Raw genomic sequence first — 17,031 nt, 5'->3', positions numbered from 1 at the left:
GCCTGACGTCAGCCCTTGATTCAGACCGGGTTATCAATATCCACAAAACGCACTTCCAGATTGAATTCCCGGGCCAGTTCTTCGCCGAGTGCTTTGGCACCATAACGCTCAGTTGCATGGTGACCCGCAGCGATATAATGCACGCCATTTTCACGCGAACTGTGAACCGTCCGTTCCGATATCTCCCCAGACAAGTAGGCATCCAGACCCAGATCAATCGCCTTGTCGATATAGTCTTGCGCACCACCGGTGCACAAACCAATTGATTTGATCAGGTGATCGCCGCCCTCAATCAGGACAGGTTCACGCCCCAGCACCTTTGCAATGCGTGTTCCGAGATCGTTCAGGCTAAGCGGTTCATCGAATTCGCCAACAATCCCGATACTCAGCGGATTTCCCGATTCCAGACCGTCGGTAATCTCGATTCCCAATAGCGCCGCCAACATGGCGTTATTTCCAATCTCCGGATGGGCGTCCAGCGGCAGATGATAACCGATCAGGTTCATATCATTCTGCAGCAGGGTCTTCAGACGACGCTGCTTCATCCCGGTGATGCACGGATTCTCGCCCTTCCAGAAATAACCGTGGTGCACCAGCACCGTGTCAGCTCCCCAGGCCACCGCCTCATCCAGCAACGCTTGAGAAGCGGTTACGCCGGTCATTACTCGGCTGATCTGGCCAGCTCCTTCCACCTGCAAACCGTTGGGCGCGTAATCACGAAAACGCTCGGGGCTAAGTCTTTGATCCAGATAGCGGATCAGTTCTTTCCTACTTATCGACATATAATCCTGATTCAGATTCACATAACCATTGTTATCTTCGTATAATTCTAAAATCCCTTATAACCTTCAACCCCCGAGACCATGCGACGATTCTCTTTTTTGCTCTGGCCCGTGATCACAGGTATTTGTGCGGCGATTATTTTGCTGCAGTTTTTTCCGGACCTGTTTGCGCCAAAGGTCACTACCGTTGAGATTCGCCAGACTAACCAGGCCAATCCGCAGGCAGCAACCGGTGGTGTTGGACACGGCCCGGTTTCCTATGCTGATGCGGTCAATGTCGCCGCCCCCGCGGTGGTAAATATCTATACACGCACACTGGTCCAGCAAAAAGCACCGCTAAAGGATGATCCGTTCTATCAGCAGTTTCTGGAACGTCGCGATACACCACAACGTCAGCGTATCGAATCCAGTCTGGGTTCAGGTGTAATTCTCAGCCCCCAGGGATACATCGCCACCAACAACCATGTGATTGACGGCGCCGACAGCATCGTTGTTGCGCTGAAGGATGGTCGCGAAGCGATGGCCACGCTGGTCGGCAATGACCCGGAAACCGATTTGGCAGTATTGAAAGTCGAGCTGAACGACCTGCCAACGATTACCCTCTCCGACTCCGACAGCCTGCAGGTGGGTGATGTCACCCTGGCCATAGGCAACCCGTTCGGAGTCGGCCAGACGGTCACCATGGGCATTGTCAGTGCAACCGGCCGTAACAGCTTAGGCCTCAATACCTACGAGGATTTCATCCAGACCGACGCAGCAATCAATCCGGGCAACTCCGGCGGAGCTTTGATCGACGCCTATGGCAACCTGATCGGCATCAACACCGTGATCTACACTAAGTCCGGCGGCTCCCAGGGTATCGGCTTTGCCATCCCTTCAAACCTGACCAAACAGGTCATGCAGGACCTGATTCAGCACGGCCGTGTAATCCGTGGCTGGTTGGGAATCGAAGTGCAGGAGCTCACGCCACAGCTGGCGGAGTCCTTCGGTATGGCTGACACACGCGGCCTGATTATCGCAGGCATCTTCCGCAACAGCCCGGCCCATATTGCCGGTATGCAGCCGGGCGATATCATGGTGTCTATCAACAAGCAGCCGATTCTGGATCGCCGCAGCTCTATGGACCAGATCGCCAAATACAAACCAGGCGAAGAAATCACAATCGAGGTAATCCGCAATAATCAGGCGCTTTCACTGCCTGTTAAAATCGTAGAGCGGCCGCGTAGTCGCAGTTAATGCGATGAATTTTATCCAATAAAAAGGCTCCCAAGGGAGCCTTTTTTGTTTCTGGTGTCCCGTCCTGATATAGGTTGACACTATTTCAGGACAAGACATGGACACTGGCTGATCAGTCTTCTTTGATCCGGTATTCCGCCGAGCGCGCATGCGCCGTCAGGCTCTCACCACGTGCCAATACAGAAGCGACCTTACCCATCTCCGATGCACCGTCCGCAGAGAACATGATCAGAGAAGAGCGCTTCTGGAAGTCATACACTCCCAACGGAGAGGAGAAACGTGCCGTACCGGACGTTGGCAGAACGTGGTTTGGTCCCGCACAGTAGTCACCCAGCGCTTCCGCAGTGTAGCGTCCCATAAAGATTGCTCCGGCGTGGCGCACTTGTGGCAGCAACACTTCCGGATCTTCCACTGACAACTCCAGATGCTCCGGCGCGATACGGTTGGTCACCACCATCGCTTCATCCATATTCTGGACTTTAACCAGCGCAGCACGGTCACGCAGAGAAACAGAGATAATGCCTTCGCGCTCCATGGTTGGCAGCAGCGTGTTGATGCTTGCTTCGACCGCATCGATAAAGTCAGCATCCGGCGAGACCAGGATGGACTGGGCATCTTCGTCATGCTCCGCCTGGGAGAACAGATCCATGGCGATCCAATCAGGATCGGTCTTGCCGTCACAAACCACCAGAATTTCGGACGGGCCAGCGATCATATCGATCCCTACCGCGCCGAACACCGCACGTTTAGCGGTAGCCACGAAGATGTTACCCGGGCCAACAATCTTGTCGACCTTGGGGACCGTTTCTGTGCCGTAAGCCAAAGCAGCTACTGCCTGAGCACCACCAATACAGAACACGCGATCAACACCTGCCAGCGCGGCGGCAGCCAATACCAGCTCGTTCACCTCACCGTCAGGGGTTGGCACAACCATTATGATCTCGCCAACACCCGCCACTTTAGCTGGCATTGCATTCATCAATACGGACGATGGGTAAGAAGCCTTACCACCCGGCACGTAAAGGCCAACACGGTCCATTGGTGTCACTTTCTGACCCAGCATGGTGCCGTCAGCTTCAGTGTACCGCCAGGATTCACCTTTCTGGCGCTCGTGGTAACCACGTACACGCTCTGCCGCCGTTTCCAACGCCTGACGCTGCTCTGCCGGGAGGTTTTCCAACGCTTGCTGTAAACGCGCCTGACTCATCTCCAGTTCAGCCATCCCGGTCGCCTGCAGACGATCAAAGCGGTTGGTATACTCCACTACCGCCGCGTCACCTTCTGCCTTTACGCGCGCCAGAATTTCATCAACGATCTGGTTGACTTTGCTGTCGGACACCGCTTCCCACGCTAGCAGCTTGTCCATCTGCTCAGCAAAGTCTGCCTGCTGGGAATCGAGTCGTCTGAGGTTCAGTTCACTCATGCAGTTGCCTCCGCTTCACGGGCATCGACCGCTTCCGCCAGCTTATCCAGAATCGGCTGGATAACGCTATGCTTCATTTTCATGGACGCCTGCCCCACTACCAGACGAGAGCTGATGTCATCGTCGATAGACTCCATCGGCTCCAGGCCGTTGGCACGCAGGGTGTTGCCTGTATCAACAATGTCCACGATACGATCAGCCAATCCCATGATCGGTGCCAACTCCATCGCGCCGTACAGCTTGATGATGTCGACCTGAACCCCCTGCTTGGCAAAGTAGTCCCGGGTCACATTAACAAACTTGGAGGCCACTTTCATGCGACCTTCCACAGGCTGGGCATCCTTCATGCCTGCAACCATCAGTTTGCAACGGGCAATTTTAAGATCCAGTGGCTCATACAGGCCTTTAGCACCATGCTCCAGCAACACATCCTTACCAGCGATACCCATATCTGCACCACCGTACTCAACGTAGGTTGGTACATCGGTGGCGCGAATCACCACCAGCTTGATATGGTCATGGTTGGTATCAAAGATAAGCTTACGGCTACTAAAGATATCCTCAGCTGGAACAATGTCAGCGGCTGCCAGCAACGGCAGAGTTTCTTTGAGGATACGCCCTTTGGACAGCGCGATAGTCAGTTGCTGCTTCATGCTACTCTCAATACCTGTATTTAACCTGGTACACGTTTAATACGCGCACCCAACAATTGCAGTTTCTCTTCAATACATTCGTAACCACGGTCAATGTGGTAGATACGATCGATAATCGTATCGCCATCGCTCACCAGGGCGGCGATAACCAGACTTGCGGATGCGCGCAAGTCGGTGGCCATAACCGGTGCTGCCTGCAATCTTTCAACACCTTCAGTTACAGCGGTATTACCGTCAATGGTAATTTTTGCGCCCATGCGGATCATCTCCTGCATGTGCATAAAACGGTTTTCGAACACCGTCTCCTTGATCTTGCCAACACCCTCAGCAACTGCATTCATAGCGGCAAACTGAGCCTGCATATCGGTCGGGAACGCAGGATATGGCGCCGTGGTGATATTCACCGCTTTTGGACGTTTTCCGTGCATATCCAGCGCGATCCAGTCCTCACCGCAAGTGATATCCGCGCCCGCTTCGGTCAGCTTTTGCAGTACTGCATCCAGAATAGTCGGATCGGTATTTTTAACCTTAACACTACCACCGGTTGCCGCCGCCGCCGCCAAGAAGGTACCGGTTTCAATACGATCCGGCAGTACGTCATAGTGGCAGGAGTGCAGAGCCTCAACACCGTTAACAATAATGGTATCGGTACCCGCACCTTGAATGTCTGCCCCCATCGCGTTCAGGCAGTTTGCCAGATCGACTACCTCCGGCTCACGCGCCACGTTCTCGAGGATAGACTGACCTTCGGCAAGCGCTGCTGCCATCAGGATGTTCTCGGTGCCGGTTACGGAAACTACGTCAAAGAACACACGAGCCCCCTGCAAACGACCCTCGCGTTTAGCACGGATATAGCCGCCTTCGACAACCACATCGGCGCCCATGGCCCGCAGACCCTGAATGTGCATATCCACCGGACGAGAGCCAATTGCACAACCACCTGGCAGGGAAACCTCGGCTTCACCAAAGTGAGCCAGCAGCGGTCCCAATACCAGGATCGAGGCACGCATGGTTTTCACCAGTTCGTACGGTGCGACAGTCTCAGTCAACGTGCCGGCATTGATCTCGACACACATCTTTTCGTCAATCACCAGATCGACGCCCATGCGGCGTAAAAGCTCCAGCATGGTGGTTATGTCATGCAGATGCGGCAGGTTGCCTATCTTCACAGGCTCTTTCGAGAGCAGCGCCGCAGCCAAAATCGGCAAGGCTGAGTTTTTTGCGCCCGAGATTTTCACCTCTCCACGCAGCGGAGAACCGCCTGAGATAATCAGTTTATCCATTGACTTACCCGAAGTTCGCTGGAGGGTTATTGTTGCAGTGCGTCCCACTGCTCAGGAGTGTAAGCTTTGATGGTCAAGGCGTGGATGGTGCCGTCAGCAATATATTCGTTCAGACAACCGTATACCAGTTGTTGCTGTTTCACTGGGCGCAAACCAGCAAACTGAGGACCCACAACTGTTACCTGAAAATCACACCCCTCACCGGCGGTGTATGCGGTGCACCCTTCGAGTTTGGACTCGATGATCTGTTTGACGTCTTCAGCTTGCATCTGATACTCCAACTGGCGACTTAAGCAATAGTTCAAATAAACGCGAAATCATACCGGAACGGAACAAAAAAGGCGATCCGTGGGATCGCCTTCTGAACAGCGGGAATCAACTGAGACACTGACTCAGACCAACCAGGCCGGCGATCGATTGCATCTCAGCCGGCACGTTTGCCGGTTTCAGGGTAATACTAAGCGCTTCAGCGCGCCTCAGGCCACACATCCAGAGAGACAAGGCCGAGCTATCGACACGGGTCACGCCGGAGAAATCCACAACCACATCACCCTTCATCTTACCTAGCAGCTGATCCAGCGTTTTACGGATGGACATGATATCCGCAAAGCGCAATTCACCGGTCAAACGTACTTCGTTTTCCCCCGCGCGCTCAACACTCCAATCAGCCATTGCCTGCAGTGCTCGCATCCGGATCAACGTGTTCTTTCCACAGCGCAACTGTCTTGCTCACATCGCCACGGGATTTCTGCGCCAGATCTGCAAACTGGTTTTTAAACGTCAGACGCAGGTTTACACCGTCGAGAACTACGTTAACCAGACGCCATTCACCCTGTTTTTTGCGCATGTAATAAACCAGCAGGTACTTGGTGCCTGCACCGGAAGTTACTTCAACAGTGACAATCTGCTTGTCCGGTTTCGGACTCTTATTCTTAGCCGGGACAATCTCATACCCCTTGATGTCGAACCCAACGATCGCTTTGGCATAAGTTTTCAGCAGCGTTGTACGGAACACATCTGAAAACTGGGCACGCTCAGCCTCTGATGCCTTACGGTAATATTTACCCATCACCAGCTTGGAGATGTATGGAAAATCGACTACTGGCTCGAGCAAGCTGTCTATTTCGGACATCAGAGCATCAAACTTCGCTTCCTCTCTGTAGCTTGGATCTTCCAGTAGCGAGAACATTTTTCCGGTGGCATCGTCCACCACCTGGCTAGCCTCCTCCCACGATGCAGTAGCCGGCATTGCGACCACCAGCATAAAAGCGGAAACAATAACCAGCACACGACTAAACAGCTGCTCAATCATAGACAATCCTTACTCTGAAACTTCGTTGAAGAGGAACTTACCAATCAAGTCCTCCAGCACCAGTGCCGACTGGGTATCCTCAAAGAAATCTCCGTCCTGCAGATACTCCTCTTCTGCACCAACGACAACACCGATGTACTTTTCACCCAACAAACCCGCAGTCAGTATAGAAGCAGAACTGTCGATGGACAGGAAATCCACCTCCTCATGAATCTCCATCTCAACCAACGCCTGCAACGCATCCTGATCCAGACGGATATCGCTGACCTGACCAATCAGTACACCCGACATAGTCACCTTGGAGCGCTCGGTCAGCCCTCCAATATTCTCGAAACGTGCATAGACCTTGTAAGTATTCTTACGTTCCAGATTCAGGCCGCTTACGTTCAGTGCCAGCATCAACAGGGCAACCATGCCCGCCAGCAAAAAAGCACCAACTCCGATCTCCATGACTCGGATGCGCATACTATAGATCTCCAAACATTAATGCAGTCAGAACGAAATCCAGTGCCAACACTGAAAGCGATGAGTACACCACGGTTTTAGTGGTAGCATCGCTGATCCCCTCTGACGTCGGAACACAATCGTACCCCTGAAATACTGCGATCCAGGTGACGACAAAACCAAAGACCACTGCCTTGATCAATCCGTTTAGAATATCTTCACGGAAATCGACAGAATTCTGCATATTCGACCAGAAAGACCCTTCGTAAATTCCCAGCCAATCAATCCCTACCAGTGCACCACCCATAATCCCCACGAGGGAAAAAATAGTCGCCAACACCGGTAAGCAAATAAAACCCGCCCAGAAACGAGGCGCAATTATGCGTCTCAGTGGGTCGACGCCGATCATTTCCAGACTCGACAACTGTTCAGTTGCCTTCATCAGACCGATTTCCGCCGTCAGCGCCGACCCGGCACGGCCGGCAAACAGCAACGCGGTCACCACCGGCGCCAACTCACGCACCAGGCTCAAGGCCACCATCTGCCCCACTGCTTGCTCGGAACCGTAGTCCACCAAGATTGTGTAGCCCTGCAGCCCAAGCACCATACCGATAAAGAGACCGGATACGACGATAATTATCAGCGACAATACGCCGACAAAGTGGATCTGTTTTACCACCAACGGCAACATGGTAAACGGCTGCGGCCGGGCAACCAGCGCCTGCATCAAAATAACGCCGGCCGAACCAAACGCTTCCAGCTTTTTTAATCCCTTGTGCCCAAGACGGGCAACTAAATCCAGCATACTCAGCTGTCCTGCAAAAGTTCTGACTGATAATCCCCAGCCGGGAAGTGGAACGGCACCGGCCCATCGGGCAGTCCATCGATAAACTGACGGACCTTCTGCGAGGATGTATTCGCGATCTCCTCCGGTGTACCTCGAGCAATCACTTCAGCATCGGAGATCAGATAGATATAGTCTGCAATCCCCAGCGTCTCCTGAATATCATGGGATACGATAATACTGGTGTGACCCAGTGCGCGGTTCAGACGCCGAATCAGATTGACCAGCACACCCATAGCAATCGGATCCTGACCTGCAAACGGCTCGTCGTACATCACGATTTCCGGATCCAGTGCAATCGCACGCGCCAGTGCCACGCGACGCGCCATACCGCCTGACAATTCACTTGGCATCAGATCCCGCGCACCACGCAGTCCGACCGCATGTAACTTCATCAACACTACATCACGGATCATCTCTTCAGACAGATCCGTATGCACACGCAATGGAAACGCAACATTCTCGTAGACACTGATATCGGTAAACAGCGCGCCACTTTGAAACAGCATTCCCATGCGGGCACGCATATCAAATAGCTCGCGCCGGCCGAGGCGTGGAATATCTTTTCCGGCAACCAAAATTGAGCCCTGATCAGGCTTCAACTGCCCACCGATGAGCTTCAGCAAGGTGGTTTTACCGGTACCCGAAGGCCCCATGATGGCGGTAATCTTTCCCCGTGGCACTTGAATGTCCACGTTGTTATAGATCGCCCGCTCCCCACGCGCAAAGCTCAGGTTTTGTATATCGATGATAACGTCTTCGAAGCTATCCATAGGCCTAATAGATGCACGGAGCCCTGACTGATTCATTCATTTCGCTACGCTTGCAAAACTTTACGAATGAAATACGGCCCATTTCTCCCTGCCATAGTTCAAAAGGGGGCAGATTGTAACACTGGGGTCTTAAAATCTGAACAAATTATAGTGCTGTACACTGCATAAGATTATTCCGCTCGCCGCGGTAAACGGCGTTTAATCGCAATGCGCATTCTGTTTTAATAGCCCCTCAAATCAACGGCAACGAGAGAAGTAATGCTCTACCCTTCACTTGCAATCATCGCTGGATTGGTGCTTTTAGTATGGAGTGCTGACCGCTTTGTTATTGGCGCAGCTGCCACAGCCCGTAATTTCGGCATGTCGCCGATGCTCATCGGCCTGACAATTGTGTCCTTTGGGACATCGGCCCCTGAAATTCTGGTGTCCTATATGGCGTCCATCAACGATGCGGGTGATCTGGCGGTAGGCAACGCTTTAGGTTCAAACATCGCTAACATTGCATTGGTGTTGGGTATCACCGCCTTAATCGCACCACTGCCGGTGAAATCAGGTGTTCTGCGACGTGAAATTCCGCTGCTGCTAGGTATCACGATCATGGCTGGCATGCTGTTGCTGGACCTGAAACTCAACATGATCGACAGCGTTGTACTGCTGGCGATGCTGGCGCTTAGCCTATATCTCTTCCAGCGTTTCCAAAAAACAGCCTCCGCAGAGGAGAGCGAAGAGGAAGAGGAAGAACTGCCCGAACTCAAAACCGGTATCGCAGTATTCTGGTTGGTCGTTGGCCTTATCATTCTTGCCGGAAGCTCTCGCCTGCTGGTCTGGGGTGCCACCGAAGTCGCCTTGGGACTGGGAGTTAGCGAACTGGTGATCGGCCTGACTATCGTAGCGATCGGAACCAGCTTACCTGAACTCGCCGCCTCTATAGCAAGCGCACTCAAAGGCCACCATGATATGGCAATCGGTAACGTGGTTGGCTCCAACATCTTCAACCTGGTCGCAGTTATGGCCGTACCGGGCCTGATCGCACCGTTGGATATCGACAACATCGTTATCCTACGAGACTACAGCACCATGCTGGCATTAACTGTTGCCCTGATGGTGTTTGGTTTCCTACAGAAACCGCCGTCAATCAGCCGCGCCGAAGGCGCAGTACTGGCAGCGGTGTATGCAGGCTATCTGGTCCTGCTATACAATATGGCGGTTTAATTTCAGTCCCTGAGAGTACTATGACAAAACAAGCTGATTTTCTGGCGTCCGCACGCCGTACCATCCAATTGGAAGCCGAAGCAGTACAGGAACTGGAAAACCATCTGGACGGTGACTTTCAGCGCGCATGCGAATTGATGAGTCAGTGCAAGGGTCGCATCATTGTGACCGGCATGGGTAAGTCTGGTCATATTGGCCGTAAGATCGCAGCCACGCTAGCGAGCACCGGCACCCCGGCATTCTTCGTACATCCGGGTGAAGCCAGTCACGGCGACCTGGGCATGTTCACGCGAGACGATGTAGTTCTGGCGTTGTCCAACTCAGGCGAAACCTCTGAGATCGTAACCATTCTACCGCTGTTCAAACGTATCAATATCCCCTTGATCAGCATGACAGCCAAACCGGATTCCAACCTCTCCCGTGCTGCGGATGCTAATCTGCATATCGGCGTTGAGAAAGAAGCCTGCCCGCTAAATCTGGCACCGACCTCAAGCACCACCACCCAGCTTGTACTGGGTGATGCACTGGCGATTGCCCTGCTTGAAGCCAAAGGCTTCAGCGAAGAAGACTTTGCGTTTTCACACCCGGGTGGCAGCCTGGGCCGCCGCCTGTTGCTCAAAGTCGAAAATGTCATGCACACCGGCACGGATGTACCAAGTGTTAAAGCCGGTACATTGCTCTACGACGCACTGTTTGAGGTGACCCAAAAACGCTTAGGCATGACTGCCGTACTGGATGAAGATGGCGCTGTAATCGGCATCTTTACCGATGGCGACTTGCGACGCGCGCTGGATCAGGACGTAAACCTGAAGAGCACCCCGATCGAACAGGTGATGACCGCCAACTGCACCACCATCAAAGCCGATATTCTGGCTGCCGAGTGTCTGCAGATTATGGAGAGCAAAAAGATCAATGCTCTGCTGGTTGTTGATGATGCCAACAAACCGGTAGGCGCACTGAACATGCACGACCTGCTAAAAGCAGGCGTACTCTGATTTTATCGCCTTTTAATGAACACTGCGTTTTAACAATACAGCTGGAGCAAGCCGTTATGGACTGGTGTCAGGACCTGACTGACGAACAGATCACAAAATTACAGGACGTTAAACTGGCCGTTTTTGATGTCGACGGCATCCTGACCAACGGCCAGCTTCTGTTCCTGCCGGACGGCCAGGAAGTAAAACAATTTAATACCCTGGATGGGCTTGGTATCAAGCTGCTGGAAAAAGGGGGTATCGAAACCGCCATCATTACTGGCCGTCGTTCACCGCAGGTTGAACTGCGCGCCCGCGCGCTGGGCATTACCTATCTGGAACAGGGCAGGGAAGACAAACTGACTGCCTTGCAGGAGCTGTGGCAGCGTAGCGGACACAGTGCGGAGACTACCGCCTACATCGGTGACGATCTGCCCGACCTTTCGGCAATTCGCGCCGTGTCCTTCGGTGCTACCGTACCCAATGGCCACCCATTGGTACAGCAGCACGCCGACTGGTGTACTAAACGCCGTGGTGGCGAAGGTGCAGGCCGCGAGTTCTGCGAAAAGATCCTGGCCGCCCAGAACAAGCTTGATCAGGTTCAGGAGCCTTACCTGTAGTGCTAAGCGCCCGTATCCGCCTGTTTATTGCTGCCCTACTGCTAGGCCCGATCCTGCTGTACTGGGGACTGGGCATTGCACCCAGTGAGCACCGTACAGAACCTCCTCGCGCCCTGCAGGAAGGTGAAGACTACTTTGCCACCGATGCCCATACCCGGGTGTTTAACATGAAAGGGCAGCTTGAGCAGGAACTTATTTCACCGCGTCTGGATCACTATCCGGACCAGCAAATCAGCGCGCTTAGCACCCCGCATATCGTGCTGTACAGAGAAGACGGCACCGTTACCACAACTGACTCCAACAAAGGCACCCTACCCGACGACCGCAGCAAAGCCTTGCTAACAGGTGATGTTCGCGTTAATGATAGGTCCACCACCGGTATCGAGACTCGCGTCCTGACGGAAAAGCTGACGCTCTACCCCGACACCAAGTTTGCTGAAACAGATCTACCCGTTACCATCCTGTCCGACAATGTGCGATACGACGCGGTAGGCATGAAGGCCTCGTTTGAAGAGCAAACGCTTAATCTGTTATCCAATGTTCAGGGAAAGCATGAGAATGAGAAATAAGTTTCTGGCGCTAATGGTCACCGCACTGTTCAGCATGACGGCACAGGCCCTGCCGGAAGACCGTGAAAAGCCGATCCACGTCAGTGCTGACAGCGCATCCATCGACGAAAAGACCGGCTTAACCGTGTATCGTGGTGACGTCAAGATCACACAAGGCACCCTGCTGATCGAGGCCGAACGTGTGGAGCTACAGCGTGGCAATAAAGGTGTTGAGATCGTGACTGCGTATGGCGAACAGGCCCACTTCCGCCAGAAACCAGAGCTAGACAAGCCGTACACTGACGCCTGGGGTGACACCATAATCTACAAGGTGGAAAAAGAGCACCTGACGCTGAAAAAAAACGCCAAGGTAATCAGCGACAAAGACACTTTCACCGGTGACCGTATTCTCTATGATCTGAAAACCTCAATCGTAGATGCCTTCAGTGACACAAAAGAAGGCAGTGCAGGTCGCGTAGAGATGATCATCCAGCCGTCTAATAATAAGGATGCTCAATGAGTAAGCTACAGGCGAGCAACCTGGCAAAAAGCTATAAAGGCCGCGAGGTCATCAAAGACGTATCTCTCTCAATCAAGAGCGGAGAGATCGTCGGCTTGCTGGGCCCTAACGGTGCCGGCAAAACCACCTGTTTCTACATGATTGTTGGATTGATCCGCGCCGATCGCGGCAAGGTTATGATCGATAAGCAGGAAATCACCCAGCTTCCAATGCATGGCCGCGCCCGCTGCGGGATCGGCTATCTGCCACAGGAAGCCTCGATCTTCAGGAAACTCAGCGTACGCGACAATATTCTGGCGATCCTGGAAACCCGCCAGGACCTGAACAAGCAGCAGCGCGAAACAAAGATGTTCGAACTGCTGGAAGAGTTCCACATCACCCACATCATCGATAGCCTCGGCATGAGTCTGTCCGGTGGTGAGCGTCGGCGCGTCGAGATAGCGCGTGCACTGGCAACCGAACCCTCTTTTATCCTGCTGGATGAACCTTTTGCCGGTGTAGACCCGATCTCAGTCAACGACATCAAAAGCACGATCAAGCATCTTCAGAGCAAAGGGATCGGAATTCTGATCACCGACCACAACGTACGCGAAACCCTGGATATCTGTGAAAAAGCCTACATCGTAAGTGAGGGCACAATCCTCGCAAGTGGTGCACCGGATGCTATTATGCAGAATAATGCTGTGCGTGCTGCCTATCTGGGTGATACATTCCAGCTCTAAGCTGTTAAAAAAGCTCTACTTTCTTTAAACGCAATAGGTTTCTATCGAGTAGTTATGAAGCAAGCGCTACAACTGAAAATTGGCCAGCAACTCACCATGACGCCGCAGCTACAGCAGGCGATTCGGTTGCTGCAGCTCTCCACACTGGACCTGCAACAGGAAATTCAGGAAGCGCTTGAGAACAACCCGATGCTGGACGTCAGCGAAGACGGCGACTCCGATGCGCCCTCCGGCAACGAAGAAAAGAGTCAGCAAGACGCGGGGCCCGAGACTCAGCCAGAAACCGAAGTAACCGCCGCCGTCGAGCAGGAGCATACCGAAGACACTCAAGTTGCCGATGACAACTGGAACGATGAGATCCCGGCCGAACTGAGCACTGACAGCAGCTGGGACGATACCTTCCAAAGCACTACCCCCGCGGGTTCACGAGATGATGGTGAAGGCAGCTTCGAATCCAACGACACCGCCGAAGAAACCCTGCAGGATCATCTGCACTGGCAACTGAACCTGACGCCAATGAGCGACCAGGATCGTCTTATCGCGACTAGCCTGATCGACGGTATCGATCCTGACGGCTACCTCACAGTCGCTCTGGAAGAGATCCATGAACACCTGCGGCAGGAAGATAGCCTGCAAGAGCTGGAACTGGATGAGATCGAAGCCGTGTTGCGCCGTATCCAACAGTTTGATCCAGCCGGTGTTGGCGCACGTGACCTGAGCGAATGCCTGGCCATTCAGCTGGAACAGATGCCTGACGATACGACCTGGAAGAAACAGGCGCTAACCGTCGTGCGCAACTACCTGAAGCTATTGGGCACTCATGACTACCGCCAGCTGATGCGCAAAGCACGTCTGAAAGAACCCCAGCTGCAGCAGGTGATTCTGCTGATTCAGCAGTTGAACCCTAAGCCGGGTGCATCCATCACCTCCAGCGCTGCGGAATACGTGATCCCGGATGTGATCGTGACAAAACAGCGCGGAGTCTGGACTGTCAACCTTAACCCGGAAGTATCACCTCGCCTGCGCATCAATTCCGGCTACGCCGACCTGGTTCGCCGTGCCGACAACAGCGCCGACAACAACTACCTGAAAAGCCACCTACAGGAAGCCCGCTGGTTCATCAAGAGTCTGCAAAGCCGTAACGATACCCTGATGAAAGTGGCTAACGAGATCGTCAAACGCCAGGAAGGATTCCTTGAGCACGGGGAAGAAGGGATGAAGCCGATGGTGCTTCATGATATTGCGGAAGCAGTAGAGATGCACGAATCCACCATCTCCCGCGTGACCACCCAGAAGTACATGCACACCCCCAGGGGTATCTTTGAACTCAAGTACTTTTTCTCCAGCCACGTTAACACCAACGACGGCGGAGCGGCCTCCTCGACCGCAATCCGAGCCTTGATTAAGAAGCTGGTCGCCGCGGAAAACCCGGCCAAACCACTCAGCGACAACAAAATTGCACAGTTCCTGGACGAACAGGGATTCAAAGTTGCCAGACGTACAATCGCAAAATATCGGGAGGCGATGAACATTCCGCCTTCTAATGAACGCAAGCGTCTGGTTTAATGGAAACGGAAACACAGGACGAATACAGTCACTGCCAATAGGAGAGACCTATGCAGATCAATATCACTGGTCATCATGTCGAACTGACTGAATCTATGAGCAATTACGTGCACTCCAAGTTCGAGAAGCTGGAGCGCCACTTCGACAACATCACCAACGTTCAAGTAACGCTCAGCGTCGACAAAAAACGTCAGATTGCAGAAGGTGATATGCACGTGGCAGGCGGTCAGATTTTCGCTACCCACGAACACGACGATATGTATGCGTCGATTGATGGCCTGATCGATAAACTGGATCGTCAGATCATCAAGCACAAAGAAAAAATGAAAAAACACAAATAAGTCTTATCCATTCAACACCACCTATGTTGATCCAAAAGCTACTGACACCCTCAAGAACCCTGTGTGGTCTTGAGGGTGGCAGCAAAAAACGTCTACTGGAACAAACCAGCCAACTGATCGCCGACCAGAACCCGGGCCTGGACGCTGACACCGTCTTTGCCGGCTTGCTTGGGCGTGAACGCCTTGGCAGTACAGGGATCGGGGACGGCGTTGCCATTCCCCATTGCCGCCTGAAGGACTGCCCGACTGCACTGGGGTATCTCATCACCCTCAGCGAGCCGATCGATTTTGACTCAATTGACGGGAAGCCGGTTGATCTGATTTTTACCCTTGTCGTACCCGAAGAGGCTTGCGAAGAACATCTGCAGACCTTGGCGTCAGCAGCGGAGCTCTTCAGCCAGGAAGCGGTGCGCAGCGCGTTGCGTGCTTCTCAAAGTGACGCTGCGCTGTTTAACGTAATTTCCGATTTGAGCAAGTAACATAACAAACGCTTCACCACATACAGGAGAGGGACATGAAGCTCGTTGTTATTAGCGGCCGCTCAGGATCCGGTAAAAGTACCGCCCTGCAGGCGCTGGAAGATATCGGTTTTTACTGCATTGATAACCTGCCAGCGACCCTATTGCCCTCGCTGGTTACGCAGATGACCAGCGATCCACAACATCCGGAGCGGATCGCCATCAGCATCGACGCCCGTAACCTGCTGAGCAACCTCAAGCAACTACCCGGCATACTTGAAGACCTCAAGCAGAAGCAGGAAGCCTCCTACGAGGTCCTGTATCTTGATGCGTCTGAAGCAACACTGCTGAAACGGTACAGCTCTACACGCCGCAAACATCCGCTCTCCGATGACACCCGTGGTCTGCTCGAATCGATCCAGCTTGAACAACAACTGCTGGAACCGATCGCAAAAATGGCCGATCTGCGCATCGACACCACCCGCCTGAATCTGTATGACCTGCGCGACTCGGTCAAACACCGGATTGCCGACCGTAGCGAACAGGCCCTGGCGGTTCAGTTCGAGTCATTCGGTTTCAAGCACGGTGTGCCGCTGGATGCTGACATCGTATACGACGTGCGCGTTTTGCCCAATCCGTACTGGATTCCGGAACTGCGCCAACACACCGGCCTTGAACAGCCGGTGATCGACTTCCTCTCCGAATCCGAGGAAGTCAACGAGATGCAGGAGCACATCACCCAGTATCTGGAATGCTGGCTGCCCCGTTTCGCTGCAAATAACCGCAGCTACATCACGATTGCCATCGGCTGTACCGGTGGCCACCACCGCTCGGTATACCTCGCGACCCGTTTAGCTTCTCATTTCGAACAACTTATGGATAATGTTCATGTCCGCCATCGGGAACTGAAGTGACAGACCTGCGCCAATGATTGAAAAAAAGCTAGAGATCATCAACAAACTGGGCCTCCACGCCCGTGCTGCGGCCAAGCTGACCGGGGTCACCAGCCGCTTTTCCAGCAACATCAAAATCGCTAAAGAAGGGCGCCAGGTGGATGGAAAAAGCATTATGTCTGTCATGATGCTGGCGGCCAGCATTGGTACCGAGCTGGTTTTTTCGGTTGAAGGCGAAGACGAAATCGAAGCGATGCAGGCTATCGAAACGCTCGTTAACAACCGTTTCGACGAGGAGGAGTGACAGGCTCCTCCCCGCTACAATCATCTCCTACCAATCCTCGTAATATTCCGTAGTTTAGATACTCTTCACACGCACCTAATTGCAATCCGCACCCATTTGATGGGTTATTCCACGGTTTACATT

The 17,031-nt window shown here is 53.2% G+C and carries 22 protein-coding genes; 12 read left to right on the top strand and 10 right to left on the bottom strand.

Annotation, left to right across the window (positions count from 1 at the left end):
• Nucleotides 1-20: 20 nt before the first annotated feature.
• Nucleotides 21-782, bottom strand: a complete 762-nt coding sequence (locus QKW35_RS02425) for a Nif3-like dinuclear metal center hexameric protein (protein WP_282350533.1) — start codon at nucleotides 780-782, stop codon at nucleotides 21-23.
• Between the two features lie 141 nt (nucleotides 783-923).
• Here QKW35_RS02425 and QKW35_RS02420 point away from each other — a divergent pair, with 141 nt between their 5' ends.
• Nucleotides 924-2,018, top strand: a complete 1,095-nt coding sequence (locus tag QKW35_RS02420) for a S1C family serine protease (RefSeq protein ID WP_345774474.1) — start codon at nucleotides 924-926, stop codon at nucleotides 2,016-2,018.
• A gap of 112 nt (nucleotides 2,019-2,130) precedes the next feature.
• On the opposite strand, the gene hisD is transcribed toward QKW35_RS02420, so the two are convergent.
• The 9 genes from hisD to QKW35_RS02375 form a co-directional block, all read right to left on the bottom strand.
• Entirely contained in the window at nucleotides 2,131-3,441 is a 1,311-nt protein-coding gene (gene hisD / locus QKW35_RS02415) for a histidinol dehydrogenase (RefSeq protein ID WP_282350531.1), read from the bottom strand.
• The gene (gene hisG / locus QKW35_RS02410) at nucleotides 3,438-4,094 is read right to left on the bottom strand and encodes an ATP phosphoribosyltransferase (protein ID WP_282350530.1); all 657 of its coding nucleotides are present in this window, start codon (nucleotides 4,092-4,094) and stop codon (nucleotides 3,438-3,440) included. Before hisG ends, hisD begins: the two co-directional genes overlap by 4 nt.
• A gap of 20 nt (nucleotides 4,095-4,114) precedes the next feature.
• A complete protein-coding gene (murA, locus tag QKW35_RS02405; RefSeq protein ID WP_282350528.1) occupies nucleotides 4,115-5,377 on the bottom strand; it encodes a UDP-N-acetylglucosamine 1-carboxyvinyltransferase in 1,263 nt (420 codons plus the stop codon).
• A gap of 26 nt (nucleotides 5,378-5,403) precedes the next feature.
• A complete protein-coding gene (locus QKW35_RS02400) occupies nucleotides 5,404-5,646 on the bottom strand; it encodes a BolA family protein (RefSeq protein ID WP_282350527.1) in 243 nt (80 codons plus the stop codon).
• A 106-nt stretch (nucleotides 5,647-5,752) separates the two neighbouring features.
• Nucleotides 5,753-6,049 carry an STAS domain-containing protein gene (locus QKW35_RS02395; protein ID WP_282350526.1) on the bottom strand — a complete coding sequence of 99 codons (297 nt, stop codon included), beginning with the start codon at nucleotides 6,047-6,049 and terminating at the stop codon, nucleotides 5,753-5,755.
• Nucleotides 6,042-6,689 (bottom strand): MlaC/ttg2D family ABC transporter substrate-binding protein, encoded by a 648-nt coding sequence (locus QKW35_RS02390; protein WP_282350525.1) that lies wholly within the window; start codon nucleotides 6,687-6,689, stop codon nucleotides 6,042-6,044. The genes QKW35_RS02395 and QKW35_RS02390 overlap by 8 nt, the downstream gene beginning before the upstream one ends.
• Nucleotides 6,690-6,698: 9 nt before the next feature.
• The gene (gene mlaD / locus QKW35_RS02385) at nucleotides 6,699-7,154 is read right to left on the bottom strand and encodes an outer membrane lipid asymmetry maintenance protein MlaD (protein ID WP_282350524.1); all 456 of its coding nucleotides are present in this window, start codon (nucleotides 7,152-7,154) and stop codon (nucleotides 6,699-6,701) included.
• A 1-nt stretch (nucleotide 7,155) separates the two neighbouring features.
• On the bottom strand, nucleotides 7,156-7,938 hold the full coding sequence (gene mlaE, locus QKW35_RS02380; protein WP_282350523.1) for a lipid asymmetry maintenance ABC transporter permease subunit MlaE: 783 nt from the start codon (nucleotides 7,936-7,938) through the stop codon (nucleotides 7,156-7,158).
• 2 nt (nucleotides 7,939-7,940) lie between these two features.
• Nucleotides 7,941-8,750 carry an ATP-binding cassette domain-containing protein gene (locus QKW35_RS02375; protein ID WP_282350522.1) on the bottom strand — a complete coding sequence of 270 codons (810 nt, stop codon included), beginning with the start codon at nucleotides 8,748-8,750 and terminating at the stop codon, nucleotides 7,941-7,943.
• A gap of 258 nt (nucleotides 8,751-9,008) precedes the next feature.
• Here QKW35_RS02375 and QKW35_RS02370 point away from each other — a divergent pair, with 258 nt between their 5' ends.
• From QKW35_RS02370 to QKW35_RS02320, 11 genes are read left to right on the top strand one after another with little or no spacing between them, the layout of a single operon-like run.
• Complete coding sequence (locus QKW35_RS02370; protein ID WP_282350521.1) at nucleotides 9,009-9,962, top strand: calcium/sodium antiporter; 954 nt, start codon at nucleotides 9,009-9,011, stop codon at nucleotides 9,960-9,962.
• 20 nt (nucleotides 9,963-9,982) lie between these two features.
• On the top strand, nucleotides 9,983-10,957 hold the full coding sequence (locus QKW35_RS02365) for a KpsF/GutQ family sugar-phosphate isomerase (RefSeq protein ID WP_282350520.1): 975 nt from the start codon (nucleotides 9,983-9,985) through the stop codon (nucleotides 10,955-10,957).
• A 56-nt stretch (nucleotides 10,958-11,013) separates the two neighbouring features.
• Nucleotides 11,014-11,556: a KdsC family phosphatase gene (locus QKW35_RS02360; RefSeq protein WP_282350519.1), complete on the top strand. Its 543-nt coding sequence runs from the start codon at nucleotides 11,014-11,016 to the stop codon at nucleotides 11,554-11,556.
• Complete coding sequence (gene lptC, locus QKW35_RS02355; RefSeq protein ID WP_282350517.1) at nucleotides 11,556-12,125, top strand: LPS export ABC transporter periplasmic protein LptC; 570 nt, start codon at nucleotides 11,556-11,558, stop codon at nucleotides 12,123-12,125. Before QKW35_RS02360 ends, lptC begins: the two co-directional genes overlap by 1 nt.
• Nucleotides 12,115-12,624 carry a lipopolysaccharide transport periplasmic protein LptA gene (lptA, locus tag QKW35_RS02350; RefSeq protein WP_282350516.1) on the top strand — a complete coding sequence of 170 codons (510 nt, stop codon included), beginning with the start codon at nucleotides 12,115-12,117 and terminating at the stop codon, nucleotides 12,622-12,624. The genes lptC and lptA overlap by 11 nt, the downstream gene beginning before the upstream one ends.
• Complete coding sequence (gene lptB / locus QKW35_RS02345; RefSeq protein WP_282350515.1) at nucleotides 12,621-13,346, top strand: LPS export ABC transporter ATP-binding protein; 726 nt, start codon at nucleotides 12,621-12,623, stop codon at nucleotides 13,344-13,346. The genes lptA and lptB overlap by 4 nt, the downstream gene beginning before the upstream one ends.
• A gap of 54 nt (nucleotides 13,347-13,400) precedes the next feature.
• Nucleotides 13,401-14,912, top strand: a complete 1,512-nt coding sequence (locus tag QKW35_RS02340) for an RNA polymerase factor sigma-54 (protein ID WP_282350514.1) — start codon at nucleotides 13,401-13,403, stop codon at nucleotides 14,910-14,912.
• 50 nt (nucleotides 14,913-14,962) lie between these two features.
• Nucleotides 14,963-15,253 (top strand): ribosome hibernation-promoting factor, HPF/YfiA family, encoded by a 291-nt coding sequence (gene hpf, locus QKW35_RS02335; protein WP_282350513.1) that lies wholly within the window; start codon nucleotides 14,963-14,965, stop codon nucleotides 15,251-15,253.
• A 23-nt stretch (nucleotides 15,254-15,276) separates the two neighbouring features.
• Complete coding sequence (ptsN, locus tag QKW35_RS02330) at nucleotides 15,277-15,732, top strand: PTS IIA-like nitrogen regulatory protein PtsN (RefSeq protein WP_282350512.1); 456 nt, start codon at nucleotides 15,277-15,279, stop codon at nucleotides 15,730-15,732.
• A 35-nt stretch (nucleotides 15,733-15,767) separates the two neighbouring features.
• Nucleotides 15,768-16,625 carry an RNase adapter RapZ gene (gene rapZ, locus QKW35_RS02325; RefSeq protein ID WP_282350511.1) on the top strand — a complete coding sequence of 286 codons (858 nt, stop codon included), beginning with the start codon at nucleotides 15,768-15,770 and terminating at the stop codon, nucleotides 16,623-16,625.
• A 13-nt stretch (nucleotides 16,626-16,638) separates the two neighbouring features.
• Nucleotides 16,639-16,908 (top strand): HPr family phosphocarrier protein, encoded by a 270-nt coding sequence (locus QKW35_RS02320; protein WP_282350510.1) that lies wholly within the window; start codon nucleotides 16,639-16,641, stop codon nucleotides 16,906-16,908.
• The last annotated feature ends 123 nt before the right edge of the window (nucleotides 16,909-17,031 follow it).

Source organism: Pontibacterium granulatum, from assembly GCF_029961155.1.
In the GTDB taxonomy this organism is placed as follows: domain Bacteria; phylum Pseudomonadota; class Gammaproteobacteria; order Pseudomonadales; family Balneatricaceae; genus Pontibacterium; species Pontibacterium granulatum.
The sequence above is the reverse complement of the archived record's forward strand: the minus strand, read 5'-3'. Positions and strand labels throughout refer to the sequence as shown.